Source organism: Eubacterium oxidoreducens (assembly GCF_900104415.1).
Classification (GTDB): Bacteria; Bacillota; Clostridia; order Lachnospirales; family Lachnospiraceae; genus Eubacterium_C; species Eubacterium_C oxidoreducens.
In genome coordinates, this window is record NZ_FMXR01000005.1 from 26,351 (window position 1) to 44,082 (window position 17,732).

Consider the following 17,732-nt stretch of genomic DNA (forward strand, 5'->3'; position numbering starts at 1 on the left):
TTTGGTATAATAAGAATAGTGCAAAAGGAGAGGATTCATGAAGAAGTATATTATGGCCCTTGATCAGGGAACGACAAGCTCAAGATGTATCTTGTTTGATAAACAAGGAACCATTGTTAGTATGGCGCAGAAAGAATTTAAACAATATTATCCGAAGCCGGGCTGGGTAGAACATGATGCTATGGAAATCTGGTCTTCGCAGCTGGCAGTTGCGGTAGAGGCAGTGGAAAAGGTAGGGTTGTCAGGAACGGATATTGCGGCCATCGGAATTACCAATCAGCGGGAGACCACGATTGTCTGGGATAAGGAAACCGGTCTGCCGGTTTGTCATGCAATTGTCTGGCAGTGCCGAAGAACTGCGGATATCATCGAACAGATGAAGGCGGATGGTCTTGAGGAATATGTGCAAAAGACAACCGGTTTGTTGGCGGATGCGTATTTTTCAGCATCTAAAGTAAATTGGATTTTGGAACATGTTCCGGGAGCAAGACAAAAAGCGCAAAAAGGCCAGCTTTTATTTGGTACAATCGATACCTGGCTAATCTGGAAACTGACCGATGGAAAGTCGCATGTGACAGATTATACCAACGCTTCTAGAACGATGATGTTTGATATTCATAAGCTAGACTGGGATCAGCGTATCTTGGAGTATTTTGATATTCCGCGCAGCATGCTTCCGAAGGTGTTACCATCAAGCAGCGAATTCGGGCACACCAGCATCAGCGCATTTGGAGATGCGATTCCAATCACCGGAGTTGCCGGTGATCAGCAAAGTGCGTTATTTGGACAGATGTGTGTGCAACCCGGAGATGTGAAAAATACATATGGGACAGGCTGTTTTTTACTTATGAATACCGGTGATCGGATAGTCAACTCTAAGAAAGGCTTGTTGACGACCATAGCGGCAGGCACGGAAACAAGACCGCAGTATGCTTTAGAAGGAAGTATCTTTGTGGGTGGCGCCGCAGTTCAGTGGTTGCGGGACGAGATGCGAATGATTAAGACCTCTGCCCAATCCGAAGAATATGCCAGGGAAGTGGAAGATACCGGAGGCGTCTACATTGTGCCGGCATTTACAGGGCTTGGTGCGCCGTATTGGGATCCTTACGCCAAAGGCAGTGCATTTGGTATTACAAGAGGATGCAAAAAAGAACATTTTATTCGAGCTACACTAGAGTCTATTGCCTATCAGGTGCATGATATTCTAGAAGTGATGGAAGAAGAATCGCAAGAGAAGATCACAGCTTTGAAGGTAGATGGCGGAGCATCCAAGAATGACTTTTTGATGCAATTTCAGTCAGATCTATTGGGCGTTAAGGTAGTAAGACCAAGCTGCGTAGAGACAACGGCTCTTGGTGCGGCATATCTTGCCGGAATGAAAGTGGGTTATTGGAAAGATATTCAAGATATACAAGACAATTGGAAATTGGACCGGGAATTTACACAGGTCATGGAACCGGATGCTGTAAAGCAGTTGTTAAAGGGATGGAAAAATGCGGTTCATATGGCACTTGAATGGTCGAAATTAAGTAGGGAATAATGGCAAAGGAGGACTATAGTTACCGTGGATTACAAAGAATTAGCAAGAGAAGTAAAAAGTGCAAGTATTATGCTTGGAAGTGCACCTGAAAAACTGCGCAATGAGGCATTAGAGGCAATTGCGGCTGCACTAGAAGAAAAGAAAGAAGCAATATTTGCAGAAAATAAAAAGGATCTGGAGGCAGGAAGCAATCTGGCAAAACCGATTCTTGGCAGATTAAAGTTTGATGAACATAAACTTGAGGATGTAACTGCCGGAATTAGAGGACTTATGGAACTTGAAGATCCAAGCGGAAAAGTACTGATGGAAAGAGATCTTGACGAGGGCCTTCATTTGGTACGCGTGACCTGTCCGATTGGCGTGATTGGTGTTATTTTTGAATCAAGACCGGATGCGCTTGTACAGATTTCTTCGCTATGTATCAAGAGTGGAAATGGTGCGATTTTAAAGGGTGGATCAGAAGCAAAGCATACGAATAAGATACTCTTTGATACGATTTATGAGGCCGCAGTCAAGGCCGGACTGCCGGAGCATTTTGCTGCACTGATAGAAGATAGAACGGCCATTGATGAACTAATTACATGTACAGAGTCGATTGATCTATTGATTCCAAGAGGCTCTAATGCATTTGTTCAACATATCATGAACAATTCTGACATACCGGTTATGGGACATGCAGATGGAATCTGTCATATCTATGTGGATAAAGAGGCGGATCTTAACAAGGCAATTAAGCTGATTGTGGACTCTAAGACACAGTATGTGGCAGCTTGCAATACGGCGGAGACGCTTTTACTGCATAAAGAGATTGCTAAGGAAGTTATGGAGAGACTGCCGGGAGCCGGAGAGATTGAAGTGGAATATATTCCGGCTCAAAGTGAGGCTGATTATAGAGAGTATCTGGATTATAAGATGACGGTAAAGGTGGTAGAAGATGAAATGGAAGCCATCCGCCACATCAATCGTTATGGTTCTCATCATACAGATGCGATTATTACAGAAAATCAGCAGGCAGCAGATCTCTTTCAGAATTTGGTGGATTCGGCCGGCGTTTATCATAACGCATCGACTCGATTTGCAGATGGATTCCGTTATGGATTCGGAGCAGAAGTGGGAATTAGTACCGGTAAGATGCCGCCAAGAGGACCGGTCGGTTTAGATGGGCTTGTGACATACAAATATAAATTAAAAGGAAATGGACATATCGTGGCAGATTATGCGTCCGGAAAGAAAAGTTTTCATTTTAAAGATAAGTAGGTGAAACGATGCAGTACAGAGTGAATCCGAAAAATGGAGATAGACTTTCGCAACTGGGTCTTGGTTGTATGAGATTTCCGAAGTCGGAAGAAGAAACAAGAAAAATGATTGTGCAGGCAGTTAAAGATGGTGTCAATTATTTTGATACGGCATATATTTATTCAGGTTCGGAAGAGACGCTTGGGAAAATCGTGAAAGAAGAAGGGCTTCGGGATAAAATCTTTATCGCAACGAAGCTACCGCCCTATCTGGTGAAAAAGCCGGAAGATTTGGACAAAATATTTCATACGCAGTTAGAACGCCTGCAGACAGACTATATAGACTATTATTTCATGCACATGCTGACAGACGAACTGACCTGGGAAAGACTAAAAGGTCTTGGCATCTGTGAATGGATTGCCCAAAAGAAAGAAAGCGGTCAGATTCGCAATATTGGATTTTCCTATCATGGCGGAAAAGAAGAATTTATTAAAATTATAGATGCTTATGACTGGGAGTTTTGTATGATTCAATACAATTATTTTGATGAGCATAAGCAGGCGGGAAGAAGCGGCCTTGAGTATGCGCACGCAAAAGGTCTTCCGGTGATGATTATGGAACCGCTTCGAGGTGGTAAGCTTGTGACAAAGCTTCCGCAGAAGGTCTATGAGACTTTTCGCGAGGCGGATGCGAATCGTTCGCCGGCAGAGTGGGCGCTTCGCTGGGTTTGGAATCATAAAGAAGTTACCGTGGTATTATCCGGCATGAACAGTATGCAGATGCTAGAGGAAAATGTTTATACGGCATCGCAGGCCAAGGCCGGTCAGATGAGTAAAGAAGAACTGGCTTTGTTTCGAAAAGTCAGTGATATTCTAGATCGAAGCATCAAAGTGGCCTGCACTGCATGTGGGTATTGTATGCCCTGTCCGAGGGGCGTTGATATTCCGACCTGTTTTGCGGTATACAATGATATGTCGGTAGAAGGAAAATGGGCATCTGTAAAAAATTATTTGATGCAAACGAGTATAAAAAAGGAGCCGCATAATGCGTCGCTTTGCGTGGATTGTGGAAAATGCGAGCAGCACTGTCCGCAAAACATTGAGATTCGAAAGGAACTTAAAAATGTAAAAAGGGCACTGGAAGGTATTTATTACAAACCGGCCAGAGTGCTGATCAAGAAATTTTTTAAGTTTTAACAATAGGAGTAAGCTATGAAAACGAAGGGAGTCGGCGCGTCTGCCGGCATAGGAATCGGAAAAGTAGTTAAGATACATACAAGTAAGCCGGATTTGTCAACGATTGTGGTGGAATCTGAGCGGGAAGAACTTGCAAGATTTGAAAAAGGCTCGAAGAAATTTATTCAAAAGATGCAGCATCTATCTGCCAAGACAGAAAAAAAGCTTGGCAAAGAGCATGCTGCTATCTTTGATTCTCAGATTATGCTTTTGAAGGATGAAGAGCTGCAGGAAAAAGTAAGAGAAGCAATTGCCAAAGGCAGTAGTGCATCGCAGGCGGTGTATGATGTGACGCAGTATTATGCGCAAAAACTTGCCAAGGTAGACAATCCCTTTATCCGTCAGAGGGCAGCAGATGCATTGGAATTGCAAGAAGGCATGATAAAAATCCTATTTGGAATGCAGGATACGTCAGGCCTTAAGCAGACAGAACCGACAATTTTGGTTTTGGACGAATTGACTCCGACGATAGCAGCGCAGCTGGATACGACCTATATTGTCGGAATTGTCACCGAAAAGGGCGGATTTTATGGTCATGCGCTGATTCTGGCAAGACAGATGGCTGTGCCGGTGATTTTTGGTAAGAAAAATGCCATGAGCGTGATTCCGGATGGAAGCTTGCTTGCAATTGATGGAATCAGCGGAGAGTTAGAATGGAATCCGCCGAAAAAGGCACTTGCAAGATGGAGAGAAAAGGAACAAGATTGGCTGCGGCATCAGGACCTTCTTTCTTCATTTCGGACGAAACCATCGGTAGGACGGGATGGAAGATCCTACCAGATTATGGCAAATATCAATAGTGTGGAAGAAGCCGGTATGGCAGCAGAGATAGGCGCGGATGGGATTGGCCTGTTTCGAACCGAGTTTTTGTTTTTGGAAAGGACGAAGATACCATCGGAGGAAGAGCAGTTTCAAGCCTATCTACAGGTATCGGAGCTTATGAAAGATAAGCCGGTAACCATTCGCACCTTAGATGTAGGAGGAGATAAACCAATTTCGTATCTGCATCTGCCGGTGGAAGCGAATCCATATCTGGGATATCGGGCGATTCGTTATGGACTAGAGCATCCGGGCGAGTTTAAGATACAACTTCGGGCTATTTTAAGAGCCGGTGCACAACACCGCAATCTTTCCATCATGATTCCGTTTATTACGAGTGTGGAAGAAGTAAGAAAGACCAAGGAACTTGTGGAAGAATGCAAAAAGGAGCTAAGGGAGCAAGGGATTGCCTTTGATGAGAATTGTCGTTTGGGGATTATGATTGAGACTCCATCAGCAGCACTTATGGCAAGAGAGCTGGCGCAAGAAGTTAGTTTCTTTAGCATAGGAACCAATGATTTGACGCAGTATGTCTTATCCTGTGATCGCTCAAATGCCAGTGTTGCGGGAATTTATTCCGCATTCCAGCCGGCTGTCCTAAGAGCGATTGGGATGACGATTGAGGCGGCAAATGAAGCAGGAATTGAAGTATCTATGTGTGGGGAAGCAGCTGCAAGTGCGCCGATGATTGCAATCCTGTCAGGCTGGGGGCTGACCAGGCTCAGCGTCGGTCTTAACAGTGTCTGGTATGTGCGGGAACGCGTGACAAATGTGACAAAAGAAGAGGGGCAGCAATTGGCGCGCAAGGTATCTGTTGCAAGGACGCATCAGGAAGTTATGGATATTGTAAAAAATAAGAAAAGTACTATGATATTGGATAAAACAGAACAAAACAAAGAAAACGAGGAGAATGGATATGTGGAAAATCTATGATGAACTGATTGCGGGAATAAAAGAAGATATTGTAGTAGAAGATTATGTATATGGTGGTCATTTTTCGATGATTCGCGCAGGTGAATATAATGGAGTGGCACATTCCTTTGGAAATCCGACACGACCATGGATGTATAGCTGCGAATTGAGGGGGCGTACGTTAAAAGATGTAGCAAGAGGCGTAAAAAGCTGGAATCTGGAAGAAGCTACAATGGGTATGTGTGCAATTAATGCATATTACAATTCAAGGGAACATATAACAAAGCTGGGACTGGATTATTTTACAAATGGAGAAAGTTGTAAGCAGGCACGAGAGAAGAATGATCCATTTAATAATCCGGAAGAGGCTATGAAAGGCAAATATGTTGCGGTGATTGGACATTTTCCACATATTGAAGAGCAACTGAAGGCTATTTGCGACCTGCATGTGTTAGAGCTTTCGCCAAGAGCCGGTGATTATCCGGCAAGTGCGTGCGAGGATTTGATTCCAAAGGCAGATTATGTATTTGCAACCGGAATGACTTTTGGAAATAAGACAATTCCTCGTCTTTTAGAACTTAGGAAAAAAGATGCGAAGTTCTCAATTGTAGGCCCATCCGGTCCGATTACTCCGGTGCTGTTTGATCATGGAGTAACCAGAATTTCAAGTTATGTAGTAACGGATCCCGAATTTGTATTTGATGTGATTAAGAATAATAAACGCGGCATGTTTAGCGGCGGTAAGATGATAGAGTATGATATTACGGAAAGGAATGATAAATAATGGAGTTTCAGAAAGTGGCACAAACAAGGAGAAGTATTCGAAAATATGATGCTTCTAAGCATGTAACAAAGGAGCAGATCGAGCAGATGATACAGGCTGCGATTTATGCACCATCCTGGAAAAACGCACAGACAGCGCGTTATTATGTGGCAATGTCACAGGAGGCGATGGAGGATGTAAAGGCGGCGCTTCCGGATTTTAATGTCAAAAGTATTGAAGGCGCTGGTGCAATTGTGGTTGCTTCTTTTGTAAAGAATCGTTCCGGTTATGAAAGAGATGGTGCAGCTACGACAGAGTTAGATCACAATGAATGGGGCGCTTATGATCTGGGAATGCATAACGAAAATCTTATTTTAAAAGCAACAGATTTGGGGCTTGGAACTCTTGTTATGGGAATTCGAGATGTGAAAAAACTGCATGAGGTATTGTCTATACCGGAAGATGAAATTGTTATGAGCGTTATTGCAGTTGGACATGCAGGGGTAGATGCGCAGATGCCAAAGCGTAAAAGCGTGGATGAAATTGCAAAATTTTATTAAGAGGAATACTTATGGAGAAGTTTAATTATTCGATTCCGACAAGAGTATATTTTGGAAAGGGACAGCTTGCACATCTTTCTGAATTAAAGAATTATGGAAATAAAGTGCTGCTTGTTTATGGCGGCGGAAGTATTAAAAGGTCAGGGCTTTACGATGATGTGCTTGCAATCATGAAAGAGCATAAGATTAAGGTGCAGGAGTTGTCGGGAGTAGAACCGAATCCGCATATTGATACGGTAAGACGCGGCGTTTCTATCTGTAAGAGTCAGGGTGTTGATATGGTGCTTGCAGTGGGAGGCGGTTCTACAATTGACTGTGCCAAGGTTGTGGCAGCCGGCGCGTGTTATGATCAGGATGCCTGGGATCTTGTTATAGATTCTGAAAAGATTACGAAGACACTTCCGATCTTTACGGTTTTGACACTTTCGGCAACCGGATCGGAGATGGATCGGGTTGCGGTTATTTCGGATCCGTCGATTCCGGATAAAGTTGGAACACATGCGGATGGACTGTTCCCAACAATGTCAATCTTAGATCCAACGTATACATATTCCGTTTCGGCGCGTCAGACGGCAGCAGGAACGGCGGATATGATGAGCCATACGATGGAAAACTATTTCACGAATGTGCCGGCCGCAGATGTGCAGGCAGGATTTTGCGAATCCATTTTAAAAACCTGTATAAAATACGGTCCGATTGCAATTGCAAACCCAAAGGATTATGATGCCAGAGCGAATCTTATGTGGTGCGGTTCGCTCGCCATCAATGGAATCTTAAGTTATGGAGCCCCGGTGAAATGGTGCGTGCATCCAATGGAACATGAATTGTCGGCATATTATGATGTGACACATGGGGAAGGCCTTGCTGTATTGACTCCGGTATGGATGGAATATGTTCTAGACCATTATGCTCCGGCGAAGAAGAAATTGGCACAATTTGGAAGAAATGTCTGGGGAATTGTAAATCAGGATGATGCTATAGCTGCAAGAGAGGCCATTGAGAAATTGAAAGAATTTTTCTTTGAGACGCTAAGGCTTCCGAAGAATCTTAGAGAACTCGGAATAGAGGATAAGAGTAAGATTGAGGCAATGGCTGAGCGGGCAGCAAAAGGATGTCAGGGTGCCTTTATGGAACTGACAAAGGAAGATGTTAAGACCATCTTAGAAAGGGCATTTTAACGGATGAAGTATTATATTTCCGATACGCATTTCTTTCCAAGAAGGCATACCATGGAAAAAGATGGCAGACCATTTGCTGATGCCGATGAGATGCATACCTATATGATTCGCAAGTGGAATGACAAGGTTTCGCAAGAGGATGAAGTATATATCATAGGGGATTTCTCCATGGGGGATGCAAAGCAGACCTGTGAACTTGCAAGGATGCTTCATGGAAGAAAGACGCTGCTGATAGGAAATCATGATCGCTATATTGAAGAAGAACAATTTGATCCATCTTGTTTTGAAGAAATCTGTTCGTATAAAGAGATTCGCGATCAGGATCGTAAGGTGATATTGTGTCATTATCCGGTCTTGTTTTATCATGGACAATACAAAGTGGATCAGGATGGGAATTATACGACATATATGCTATATGGTCATGTACATAATACACCGGATGCACAATTAATGAATCACTTTCAAGATGAGATTCGAAGTGAAATCAAATATATAAAATATACAAAGACATATCAGCATACACCTTGTCAGATGATAAATTGCTTTTGTATGTTTAGCGATTATCATCCGCTGAGTCTAGATGAATGGATCAAAAAAACGACTGACTAAATGCAGTCGTTTTTTGTTTGGCCACGCTTCTAGATAGAAGGAAATTGCAGCTCTTTATATTTTTTGTATTTTTCTTTGACGATATCTTGTTGCTTCATAAATTCCATTCGGGTTGCAATAATTTCTTTAAGATGCTCGGCGCGTGCTTCGTTGTTATTGCGATCTCGAATCAGTCCGTTTGGAGCAAGGACGAAGCGGTACTTGCCGTCTTTCGTTCTTTCAAGATCTCCACCGGAACCACATACGGCACATTCAAATGGAAATTCGATTCCATCCCAGTGTGGTTCGCCCGGGTAGATGAGAGAGGAATGGCATCTTGGACAGACACCAAAGTCTTCATCGCCAAGCCAGGTTCGTGCTTCAACCGGGGTTTGGATGGCTTTAGCAATATTTTCCCCCATTTTGTGAGCACGCTCAAGCTGTTCATCGCGAAGAAGAACGTTGCCCGGACGACCGTTTCTGGTTGCCATCATCTGGTCTACGCATTGAATAGATTGTGTAAATAAGCTGGCTCCTAAGACTTCAAGAGAGAGGGACTGCCAATCGTGACAAGAACCGCCAACAGCAATCAGTCCGCCAACGAGATGAGGGTCGTTTTTTAGTTCGCCAATTGCGAGTCGGAAAGAAACTTCATATGCCAAAGCTCGATGTGCATATCTAAGATACAAAGCACTTGGAGCTAAATCATAAGAAGGAACTGCGATAATCAGTCCATCTGAAGATTGTACTTCGTTGATAATCTTATCCATATCATCTTTTTCTTTTAGTACGCATCCCTTATACGTACCTTTGCCTTGCATAACTTCACCCATTTGCATGGTGCAGCACTCGCAACCGGTGCACATTTCGATGTGATAATCAAATAGATTGATGAGTTTGCACTCAGCGCCTGCTTCTTGACAGGCAAGTAATGCCTCTTTTGCTAGAATTTCACTGTTGCCGTTATGTCTTCCGGCAACAATTGCCAATACCTTCATATGAAACCTCCTTGATATGAAATAGACATTGTATGCAGAATATAGTATACAAAATATTTGCCTATTGATATAATATCATTTATAAATAGGGCTGAAAAATCGAAAAAAATTATTTGATTAATAAAGAGATGGTATTAATAAAGGTGGGGACTAATGATGAACAGTGATCAGCTAAAATATTTTCTTGCAGTGGCCAAGTATCTGAATTTTACAGAAGCGGCCAAGGAATTTTATATTACGCAGCCGGCAATTTCCAGGCAGATTACGGAATTGGAAAGGGAGATGGGGGCACAGTTGTTTGTCCGAAATACGAGAAATGTATATCTGACAAAGGCCGGAGAACTTTTTTTAGAAGATGCTAAGAAGATACTTTCTATTGAAGCCGGCAGCAGAGAGAGGATACGTCTTGCAGATTCCTTTCATGAGATGTCGCTTTGCATCGAATATTTGCTTAGTCCGTGCGAACATTTTTTGCCGGAGGTGGTGAATCGTTTTCATCAAATCTATCCGCAGGTGGAAATCAAGCTGGTTCGAAATGATGCAAAAGGCGTGTCGGAAGCAATAGAAGCAGATGAGGCCGATATTTATTTTTCCGTTATCACGGATTTGAAAAAAACACAGAATTATGCACATCAGGTTATCTATGAGGATTTTTATTGCCTGGTAGCCAGGGCAGATCATCCATGTTTGGAACAAACGCCGATTGATTATGAAAAAGTAGCGACGGAGCCATTTGTGATGTATGATCCGAAGCGGGCTCCGCTTATGTCACACCAGATTATGCAGGTGATGAGAAAAATGGGGATTACGCCAAGGGTGGTGCAATATTGTGGCTCTTTGGAAGAAATTCTTGTTTGCATAAAAGCGGGGCTTGGAATATCGATTTTGCCGCAAAGAACGCAGTACGGACAGGCGGGAAAACTAACCTTTGTCCCACTTAAGGCAGGAACTTCGGATGTGGGAATCAGTATGGGCTGGAAGCATAATACAGGGAATAAAGCTGTGGAGTGGTTTGTGAATGTAATCAATGAACTGATAAAAGAACGACCGGAATTATTCTAAAATAAGTTGCTGAGAGAATTTATCTTAAAGCGGATATGTGGTATAACGGCCGCAGAGCGACCGTTATCGCGTAGCGTCGCAAAATAAACGCAAGCGTTTACTTTGCTCGTGCTTTCGTGGTATAGTGAAATAGATAAATAACGAAGAGGATTCGATAAATGGAGAAAGAAAGTTATAATTTTTTTGCGGCAATAGCACGTATGAAATATATAGACCGCTGGGCGCTGATGCGCAATTCGCGGGAAGAGAACCTGTGCGAGCATTCGATGGAAGTGGCGATGCTTGCACATGCACTTTGTAAGATTGGAAATCTATATCTTAACAAGAATCTGAATGCGGATAAGGCGGCGGTTATCGGCTTGTATCATGATGCTTCCGAAATCATAACAGGAGATATGCCGACTCCGGTGAAATATTATTCCGAAACAATTCGAAGTGCATATAAAGAAGTGGAAAAGGTAGCGGAACAAAAATTAATTGATAAATTACCGGAAGAGATGCGCCGGGATTTTTCTGAAATTTTCTGGGAAGAACAACCATCGAAAGAGGATTTGTACGTACGTCGTCTGGTGAAGGCGGCAGATAAGCTCTCGGCACTGATTAAGTGTATTAACGAAGAAAAGGCCGGTAACGGTGAGTTTCATACAGCAAAGAATACGATTCAAAAAGCGGTGGACGAGATGTGTGAGGAACTTGAAGAGGTAAAGATCTTTTGTGATAAGTTTCTAAAAGCATACGGTCAGACTTTGGATGAATTATCGGAGTAAGGAGAAAGCATGGAATACAACATGGAACCGAAAGACGAATACGTGGTTGAATTGTCTCAAGCTTTGTTTGGGAAGATGTCTCAGGCACAGATTAATCAACAAGTTCGTTATTACGATAACTACATAATGGAAGAGTGCGCAAAGGGGAAAACACAAGAACAAGTGATTGAAGAACTTGGCGCGCCAAGTGTAGTGGCAAGAACGATTGTAACCTCCGCTGAAAAGCCGGCTGAAGATACTGGCACAAGAATTGTGGAAGAACCATCTGTGAGGACTGTTAAGGTAAATCGGGAGAATCGATTTGCACAGGCGGCAAAGTCTCATGGCTATGATTTGAATGATGTGAATGAGACGCAGGAAGTTGAAGTGGAAGAAAGAACATATACACCGGACGATCAGTATATGAAGAATTATCACGGCATCAAAGCTGAATATTCAGAGGAAAAAGGCTGGGAGGTCAAGGCCGGACCGTTCCGCCTGAACAAATGGTATGGGACAGGACTGATTGCTGGTGTTATCTTGATTGTCTGGGGACTGATTGAGAAATTTATGAACTAAAGAATAGGAATATATAGATGGAATTATTTACATTGGTGGCACCTTGTCACTTTGGATTAGAAGCAGTATTAAAAAGGGAAATCTATGACCTTGGTTATGAGATTACCCAGGTCGAAGATGGAAGAGTCATCTTTGAAGGGGATGCGGAAGCGATTTGCCGCGCCAATATTTATCTAAGGACGGCGGAAAGAGTGCTGCTGAGCATTGGAAGATTTAAGGCAACGACATTCGAATCGCTGTTTGAACAAGTCAAAGCTCTTGCGTGGGAGAAGTATATTCCGAAGGATGGAAAGTTCTGGGTGAAGAAAGCTTCCTCGATTAAAAGTAAACTCTACAGTACGTCTGATATTCAATCGATTGTAAAAAAAGCGATTGTAGAAAGACTCAAAACAACTTATAACGTATCCTGGTTTGAGGAAGATGGCGCGGAATATCCGATCCGCGTATTTTTGATGAAGGATGAAGTGCTTGTGACGCTCGATACGTCGGGTGTCTCTTTACATAAGAGAGGATATCGAACGGTTTCGGGAAAAGCACCAATCTCGGAAACGCTTGCAGCTGCTTTGATTATGCTTACGCCGTGGAGAGGGGAGAGGAGCTTTGTGGATCCTTTTTGCGGAAGCGGGACATTTGCAATTGAAGCGGCGATGATGGCGGCGAATATTGCACCGGGACTTAATCGAAGTTTCACGGCTGAGAATTGGACGAACCTGATAGAAAGACAGCTTTGGTATGATGTTGCAAAAGAAGCCGGAGAGGATATTGATACAGAAACAGTAACAGATATTCAGGCATATGATATTGATGGGGAAGTGCTCAAAGTGGCGCGCGAGAATGCGAAGCGTGCCGGCGTAGATGGGATGATTCATTTTCAACAAAGAGATGTACGTGATTTGAATCATTCAAAGAAATATGGATTTGTAATTACGAATCCGCCTTATGGGGAGAGACTTGAGGAGAAGGAAGCACTTGGGCCATTGTATAGTGCGATTAAGGAAGCTATGAGTCGTCTTGATACCTGGTCATTTTATCTGATTACATCCTATGAGGATGCGCAGCGGGATATTGGGAAGAAAGCGACTAAGAATCGCAAGATTTATAATGGCATGATTAAGACTTATTTTTATCAGTATCCGGGACCAAAACCACCAAAGAAAAAGAAATAATATGGGAAGCAAATGATTATGAAAAAGACACGTCGATTCATTGTGCTGGGCATTGTTGCACTGGCCATTGTGTACATACAATATAATCATCTGTATGAGAAGGCGTTTCAACTTCAAAAGGATGAGGAGATAGTTGCAGAATCTAAGAGCTATTGGCATTCTATTATGGCAGCATATGCGAATGAGCAGGATCTGACATTGAGCATTGATAAGGAAAATTATACATCCGCAGACGGGCTTTATGTGAGTGAGGAATTAGAGGTTATGATGCCGGTAGATATGCTTAGAGAGTGTTTTGCCTGTTCTGCACACATTTACAATAAGAAAAAGCTTGTAGTTGATAAGGGAACCACAACGTTCACGGTAAAACTGCAGGCGGATTCGTACTGCGTGAATGGAGAAAACCATGAAGCAGAGCATGTGCTGGAAAAAAAGCAGGACACCTATTATGTATCAACAGCGGTACTGTCTGAAGTGTTTGGGTACACTTATAAGTGGGATGCTAAGAACAATATGGCTACGATTGTATCCGGAGATAATGAGATAGAATTTCCAAAGACCTATGATCTTCGTGAGGAAGGGCGAACCGGTGAGATCTTAAATCAGGGTGCGTATGGAACCTGCTGGGCATTTGCGGCATTGTCGTCTATGGAATCGATTTTACTTCCGGAGAATTCGCAGCAGTTTTCCGTGGATCACATGAGTATCAGTAATAGTTTTTCGTCCAATCAGTATGATGGCGGAGACTATACGATGGGCATGGCATATCTTACAGCATGGCAAGGACCGGTTTTGGAAGAAGACGATCCGTATGGAGATGGTAAGAGTGAGGACTCGCTAGAGGCGGTCTATCATGTGCAGGAGATTCAGCTTATTACCGATAAGGATTATGATGCGATTAAGCAGGCGGTGATGTTGTATGGAGGCGTGCAGACGTCGATCTATAATTCGATGACGAATGGCTATAGTTCAAATGCACAGTATAGTTATTATAATAAATCTTATTATTATAACGGAGATGCAAGGCCGAATCATGATATTGTGATTGTCGGTTGGGATGATGACTATTCCAAGGAAAATTTTGTTAGCACACCGGAAGGGGACGGCGCCTTTATCTGTCAGAACAGCTGGGGAAAAAGCTTTGGGGACGATGGTTTTTTCTATGTATCTTATTATGATACCAATATTGGAAACAATAATGTCGTCTATACCGGCATAGAAGCGGTCGACAATTATGATTCCATCTACCAGTCCGATTTGTGCGGCTGGGTAGGGCAGATTGGCTATGGGTCGGACAGCGTATATGGGGCGAATATCTATACGGCAAAAGAAGATGAAAGTCTTAGCGCAGTCGGCTTTTATGTGACATCCGAAGATACGGATTATGAAGTGTATGCTGTGCAGGATTATGAAAATACAGATTCTTTGGATGATGCGATATTGCTTGCCTCCGGTAATAAGAAAAATTCCGGTTATTATACGGTGGACTTTAGTCAAAAATTACATCTTGAAAAGGGACATCAATTTGCTGTTATGATTAAAATTTCCGCACCGGACAATGATCACCCGTTGGCTATCGAATATCGTGCAGATAATTTTTCACAAGATGCAATCATCACGGATGGTGAAGGCTATATCTCGATATCGGGCAAGGATTGGGTGAGTGTGGAAGAGACCTATTCATGTAATTTGTGTATAAAGGCTTATACGGATAAATAAAGGAAATACGATGGAACCTGCTAAAGTAAAAAGACTGGTAGTACTTGCAGTTCTTATAGCTGTCGCCGGGGTTGGTGGCATGTGTGTGATGGGAAGTACACATGATAAACTTGTGGCAATGCGACAGGAGAAAGAAAAGCTTGAACAGATGGATGGTTTAGAGCTTTTGCAGTATTACACAAATGAGATTAAAAAGAATAAAGAGGTGTCAGAGTTTGAACAACAGCTTCGAATGGAACTTCCAACGGGGGTCAGTGCAGAGGATGTGCAGTTTGACAATGATTATCTCAATCGCGTCATAGAGATTAAAATTCCGACTACTGATGCCGATTATTTCTATCATTATCCGATGCTTGGCAAGCCGGATTATATAGAAAATCTTAGTTTTTCTGTGGAAGATGGATATGCTATTCTTACGCTTTCTTTGAATAGTGTTTATGAAATTGAGACGGAAGTAAAAGAAGGGCATGAGGAATATATTTACATAGATTTTGTGAAACCAAGCGAGATTTATGATAAAATAGTAGTAATTGATGCTGGTCATGGAGGAAGCGATAGCGGTGCGACTTTTGATGAAGTAGAGGAAAAAGAGATCAATCTTGGGATTCTCAAAGAAATCAAAAAGCAGATGGAGAAACAAGATGAGATTAAGGTGTATTATACCCGTACAACGGATGAGAATGTCACGCTTAGCCAAAGAGTTGAACTTGCGAATGGCGCAGATGCCGATTATTTTATCAGTATTCATAACAACACATTAAGTTATGATTCGGCAGATTATGTAAATGGTACGCAGGTTCTTTACAATGAGCAGTATGAAGATGATGCGCAAAATGCGTCAAAAGAATTTGCGCAATTATGTTTGGATGAATTGACTTCTCAGTTGGGAAGTCAAAATCAGGGACTGGAAGAAGGAAGCAATATTTATATTGTAAGAAACAGCGACTGTCCCGTTGCTTTGGTAGAAGTTGGATTTATGTCCAATTCATCAGAATTGGCACGCCTTCAGACGAAGAGTTACCAAAAGAAAGCTGCTAAGGCAATTATTAATGCAATTGAAGATGCATATGATAAAGGGCTGTAAGAAGGAGCAAAAAGACAGATGGAACAAAAGATTATATTTGCAACCGGCAACGAAGGTAAGATGAAGGAGATACGAGAAATTCTGGGCGATCTTAACATTCCGGTACAATCGATGAAAGAGGCAAATATAGAGATTGATATTGAAGAAAGCGGAGAAACATTTGAAGAAAATTCACTGATTAAAGCGACGGAGGTTGCAAAATATACAGATGCAATTGTTCTGGCGGATGATTCCGGCTTGGAGATTGATGCCTTAGATAAGGAGCCGGGAGTCTTGTCGTCAAGATATCTTGGAGAAGATACCCCTTATGAGATAAAGAATAAAGAGATTTTGATTCGAATGGATGATGTCCCTTGGACGAAGAGAACAGCTAGATTTGTCTGTGCTATCACAGTCGTATTTCCGGATGGTGCGCATAAGACAATCAAAGCTGCAATGGAGGGAATGATTGGTTATGAGGCGGCAGGAGAGAATGGATTTGGGTACGATCCGATATTCTATGTGCCGGAATTTGACTGCACAAGTGCACAGCTTACGATGGAACAAAAAAATCAGATATCCCATCGAGGAAAGGCACTTGAGATGATGAAAGAGGTAATTAAAGCATATCTATAAACACGGCGCTTGAAGTGGTTGACAGGAGCAGGGCAGATGATAAGAATCATGATTGTGAGTGATACTCATGGGCAACACAAATATCTTGAAAGAGCGCTTGAGAAGGTGAAGTTCGTTGACCGGATGATTCATCTAGGGGATGTGGAGGGCTGTGAAGATTATATTGAAGCGATTGCCGGCTGCGAAGTAGAATTTGTAGCGGGCAATAATGATTATTACAGTGATCTTCCATTTGAGTTGATTACACAGATTGGTCCGTATCGTGCTCTTTTGACACATGGACATTATTATTATGTAAATTCCGGGATGACAGATCTTGTCCGCGTGGCAGAAGAAAAAAACGTGAATCTTGTGATGTATGGACATACGCATAGGCCGGTGATAGAGTATGAGGGAGATTTGATATTGGTAAATCCCGGAAGTTTGGCTTATCCTCGTCAGGAAGGCAGGCGTCCATCTTATATCATGTTGGAACTCGATGATGAGAATCGACTTCATTTTGAAATAGAATATTTGTAAAAAGCGGAAAAAAATTCGCTTGTAATCAGCGGCTTTTCGTGCTTTTTTACGAATTAAAAAAAAATAAAAAAAGTGATTGACAGATATATGGCTCTATAATATAATACTAATTGCGTCACGCGAAGGACGACAATCGCAGACGATAAAAATTCACACTTACGGGGTGTGGCTCAGCTTGGCTAGAGCGCCTGGTTTGGGACCAGGAGGCCGCAGGTTCGAATCCTGTCACCCCGATTTATGCGGGTGTAGTTCAATGGTAGAACACTAGCCTTCCAAGCTAGATACGTGGGTTCGATTCCCATCACCCGCTTATTTTTTACAAATGTTGTAAAAGATATGTGTTCGTAGCTCAGCTGGATAGAGCAACGGCCTTCTAAGCCGTGGGTCGGGGGTTCGAATCCCTTCGAGCACAT

The 17,732-nt window shown here is 42.6% G+C and carries 17 protein-coding genes and 3 tRNA genes; 19 read left to right on the forward strand and 1 reads right to left on the reverse strand.

Annotation, left to right across the window (positions count from 1 at the left end; translation table 11 throughout):
- Positions 1–37: 37 nt before the first annotated feature.
- The 8 genes from glpK to BLS20_RS01835 are packed head-to-tail and all read left to right on the forward strand — an operon-like array spanning position 38 to position 8,852.
- The gene (glpK, locus tag BLS20_RS01800) at positions 38–1,540 is read left to right on the forward strand and encodes a glycerol kinase GlpK (protein ID WP_090171621.1); all 1,503 of its coding nucleotides are present in this window, start codon (positions 38–40) and stop codon (positions 1,538–1,540) included.
- A gap of 24 nt (positions 1,541–1,564) precedes the next feature.
- Positions 1,565–2,797, forward strand: coding sequence for a glutamate-5-semialdehyde dehydrogenase (locus tag BLS20_RS01805; protein ID WP_090171623.1), 1,233 nt, complete (start codon positions 1,565–1,567; stop codon positions 2,795–2,797).
- An 8-nt stretch (positions 2,798–2,805) separates the two neighbouring features.
- On the forward strand, positions 2,806–3,972 hold the full coding sequence (locus tag BLS20_RS01810) for an aldo/keto reductase (RefSeq protein WP_090171625.1): 1,167 nt from the start codon (positions 2,806–2,808) through the stop codon (positions 3,970–3,972).
- Positions 3,973–3,987: 15 nt separating this feature from the next.
- Complete coding sequence (ptsP, locus tag BLS20_RS01815; RefSeq protein WP_090171627.1) at positions 3,988–5,763, forward strand: phosphoenolpyruvate--protein phosphotransferase; 1,776 nt, start codon at positions 3,988–3,990, stop codon at positions 5,761–5,763.
- Entirely contained in the window at positions 5,747–6,526 is a 780-nt protein-coding gene (locus BLS20_RS01820; RefSeq protein ID WP_176762244.1) for a DUF364 domain-containing protein, read from the forward strand. The genes ptsP and BLS20_RS01820 overlap by 17 nt, the downstream gene beginning before the upstream one ends.
- On the forward strand, positions 6,526–7,065 hold the full coding sequence (locus BLS20_RS01825; RefSeq protein WP_090171631.1) for a nitroreductase family protein: 540 nt from the start codon (positions 6,526–6,528) through the stop codon (positions 7,063–7,065). Before BLS20_RS01820 ends, BLS20_RS01825 begins: the two co-directional genes overlap by 1 nt.
- Positions 7,066–7,076: 11 nt before the next feature.
- On the forward strand, positions 7,077–8,243 hold the full coding sequence (locus tag BLS20_RS01830) for an iron-containing alcohol dehydrogenase (RefSeq protein WP_090171633.1): 1,167 nt from the start codon (positions 7,077–7,079) through the stop codon (positions 8,241–8,243).
- Positions 8,244–8,246: 3 nt separating this feature from the next.
- Positions 8,247–8,852, forward strand: a complete 606-nt coding sequence (locus BLS20_RS01835; protein ID WP_090171635.1) for a metallophosphoesterase family protein — start codon at positions 8,247–8,249, stop codon at positions 8,850–8,852.
- Positions 8,853–8,881: 29 nt separating this feature from the next.
- On the opposite strand, the gene BLS20_RS01840 is transcribed toward BLS20_RS01835, so the two are convergent.
- Positions 8,882–9,829, reverse strand: a complete 948-nt coding sequence (locus BLS20_RS01840; RefSeq protein ID WP_090171637.1) for a flavodoxin family protein — start codon at positions 9,827–9,829, stop codon at positions 8,882–8,884.
- Between the two features lie 153 nt (positions 9,830–9,982).
- Between BLS20_RS01840 and BLS20_RS01845 the strand changes: the two genes are divergently transcribed.
- From BLS20_RS01845 to BLS20_RS01895, 11 genes are all read left to right on the forward strand, one after another.
- Positions 9,983–10,891, forward strand: a complete 909-nt coding sequence (locus BLS20_RS01845; protein ID WP_090171639.1) for a LysR family transcriptional regulator — start codon at positions 9,983–9,985, stop codon at positions 10,889–10,891.
- A 158-nt stretch (positions 10,892–11,049) separates the two neighbouring features.
- Positions 11,050–11,658 (forward strand): 5'-deoxynucleotidase, encoded by a 609-nt coding sequence (gene yfbR / locus BLS20_RS01850; protein WP_090171642.1) that lies wholly within the window; start codon positions 11,050–11,052, stop codon positions 11,656–11,658.
- Positions 11,659–11,667: 9 nt separating this feature from the next.
- Complete coding sequence (locus BLS20_RS01855) at positions 11,668–12,216, forward strand: HAAS signaling domain-containing protein (protein ID WP_090171644.1); 549 nt, start codon at positions 11,668–11,670, stop codon at positions 12,214–12,216.
- A gap of 17 nt (positions 12,217–12,233) precedes the next feature.
- A complete protein-coding gene (locus BLS20_RS01860; protein ID WP_090171647.1) occupies positions 12,234–13,382 on the forward strand; it encodes a THUMP domain-containing class I SAM-dependent RNA methyltransferase in 1,149 nt (382 codons plus the stop codon).
- Positions 13,383–13,400: 18 nt separating this feature from the next.
- The gene (locus tag BLS20_RS01865) at positions 13,401–15,101 is read left to right on the forward strand and encodes a lectin like domain-containing protein (protein ID WP_176762245.1); all 1,701 of its coding nucleotides are present in this window, start codon (positions 13,401–13,403) and stop codon (positions 15,099–15,101) included.
- A 10-nt stretch (positions 15,102–15,111) separates the two neighbouring features.
- Entirely contained in the window at positions 15,112–16,185 is a 1,074-nt protein-coding gene (locus BLS20_RS01870) for an N-acetylmuramoyl-L-alanine amidase family protein (protein ID WP_090171652.1), read from the forward strand.
- An 18-nt stretch (positions 16,186–16,203) separates the two neighbouring features.
- Positions 16,204–16,800 carry an XTP/dITP diphosphatase gene (locus tag BLS20_RS01875; protein WP_090171654.1) on the forward strand — a complete coding sequence of 199 codons (597 nt, stop codon included), beginning with the start codon at positions 16,204–16,206 and terminating at the stop codon, positions 16,798–16,800.
- 36 nt (positions 16,801–16,836) lie between these two features.
- Complete coding sequence (locus tag BLS20_RS01880; protein ID WP_341443172.1) at positions 16,837–17,319, forward strand: metallophosphoesterase family protein; 483 nt, start codon at positions 16,837–16,839, stop codon at positions 17,317–17,319.
- Positions 17,320–17,478: 159 nt separating this feature from the next.
- Positions 17,479–17,553, forward strand: a tRNA-Pro gene (locus tag BLS20_RS01885).
- Positions 17,554–17,558: 5 nt separating this feature from the next.
- Positions 17,559–17,629 (forward strand) — tRNA-Gly (locus tag BLS20_RS01890).
- 28 nt (positions 17,630–17,657) lie between these two features.
- A tRNA-Arg gene (locus BLS20_RS01895) sits at positions 17,658–17,731 on the forward strand.
- Position 17,732: the final 1 nt, after the last annotated feature.

Bases quoted from the DNA above. Each gene is read 5' to 3' on its own strand.
- BLS20_RS01840 (WP_090171637.1), bottom strand. From the start codon at position 9,829: ATGAAGGTATTGGCAATTGTTGCCGGAAGACATAACGGCAACAGTGAA.
- BLS20_RS01875 (WP_090171654.1), top strand. From the start codon at position 16,204: ATGGAACAAAAGATTATATTTGCAACCGGCAACGAAGGTAAGATGAAG.
- BLS20_RS01870 (WP_090171652.1), top strand. From the start codon at position 15,112: ATGGAACCTGCTAAAGTAAAAAGACTGGTAGTACTTGCAGTTCTTATA.
- BLS20_RS01880 (WP_341443172.1), top strand. From the start codon at position 16,837: ATGATAAGAATCATGATTGTGAGTGATACTCATGGGCAACACAAATAT.
- BLS20_RS01865 (WP_176762245.1), top strand. From the start codon at position 13,401: ATGAAAAAGACACGTCGATTCATTGTGCTGGGCATTGTTGCACTGGCC.
- BLS20_RS01855 (WP_090171644.1), top strand. From the start codon at position 11,668: ATGGAATACAACATGGAACCGAAAGACGAATACGTGGTTGAATTGTCT.
- ptsP (WP_090171627.1), top strand. From the start codon at position 3,988: ATGAAAACGAAGGGAGTCGGCGCGTCTGCCGGCATAGGAATCGGAAAA.
- BLS20_RS01845 (WP_090171639.1), top strand. From the start codon at position 9,983: ATGATGAACAGTGATCAGCTAAAATATTTTCTTGCAGTGGCCAAGTAT.
- BLS20_RS01820 (WP_176762244.1), top strand. From the start codon at position 5,747: ATGTGGAAAATCTATGATGAACTGATTGCGGGAATAAAAGAAGATATT.
- BLS20_RS01830 (WP_090171633.1), top strand. From the start codon at position 7,077: ATGGAGAAGTTTAATTATTCGATTCCGACAAGAGTATATTTTGGAAAG.
- glpK (WP_090171621.1), top strand. From the start codon at position 38: ATGAAGAAGTATATTATGGCCCTTGATCAGGGAACGACAAGCTCAAGA.
- BLS20_RS01810 (WP_090171625.1), top strand. From the start codon at position 2,806: ATGCAGTACAGAGTGAATCCGAAAAATGGAGATAGACTTTCGCAACTG.
- BLS20_RS01835 (WP_090171635.1), top strand. From the start codon at position 8,247: ATGAAGTATTATATTTCCGATACGCATTTCTTTCCAAGAAGGCATACC.
- yfbR (WP_090171642.1), top strand. From the start codon at position 11,050: ATGGAGAAAGAAAGTTATAATTTTTTTGCGGCAATAGCACGTATGAAA.
- BLS20_RS01860 (WP_090171647.1), top strand. From the start codon at position 12,234: ATGGAATTATTTACATTGGTGGCACCTTGTCACTTTGGATTAGAAGCA.
- BLS20_RS01825 (WP_090171631.1), top strand. From the start codon at position 6,526: ATGGAGTTTCAGAAAGTGGCACAAACAAGGAGAAGTATTCGAAAATAT.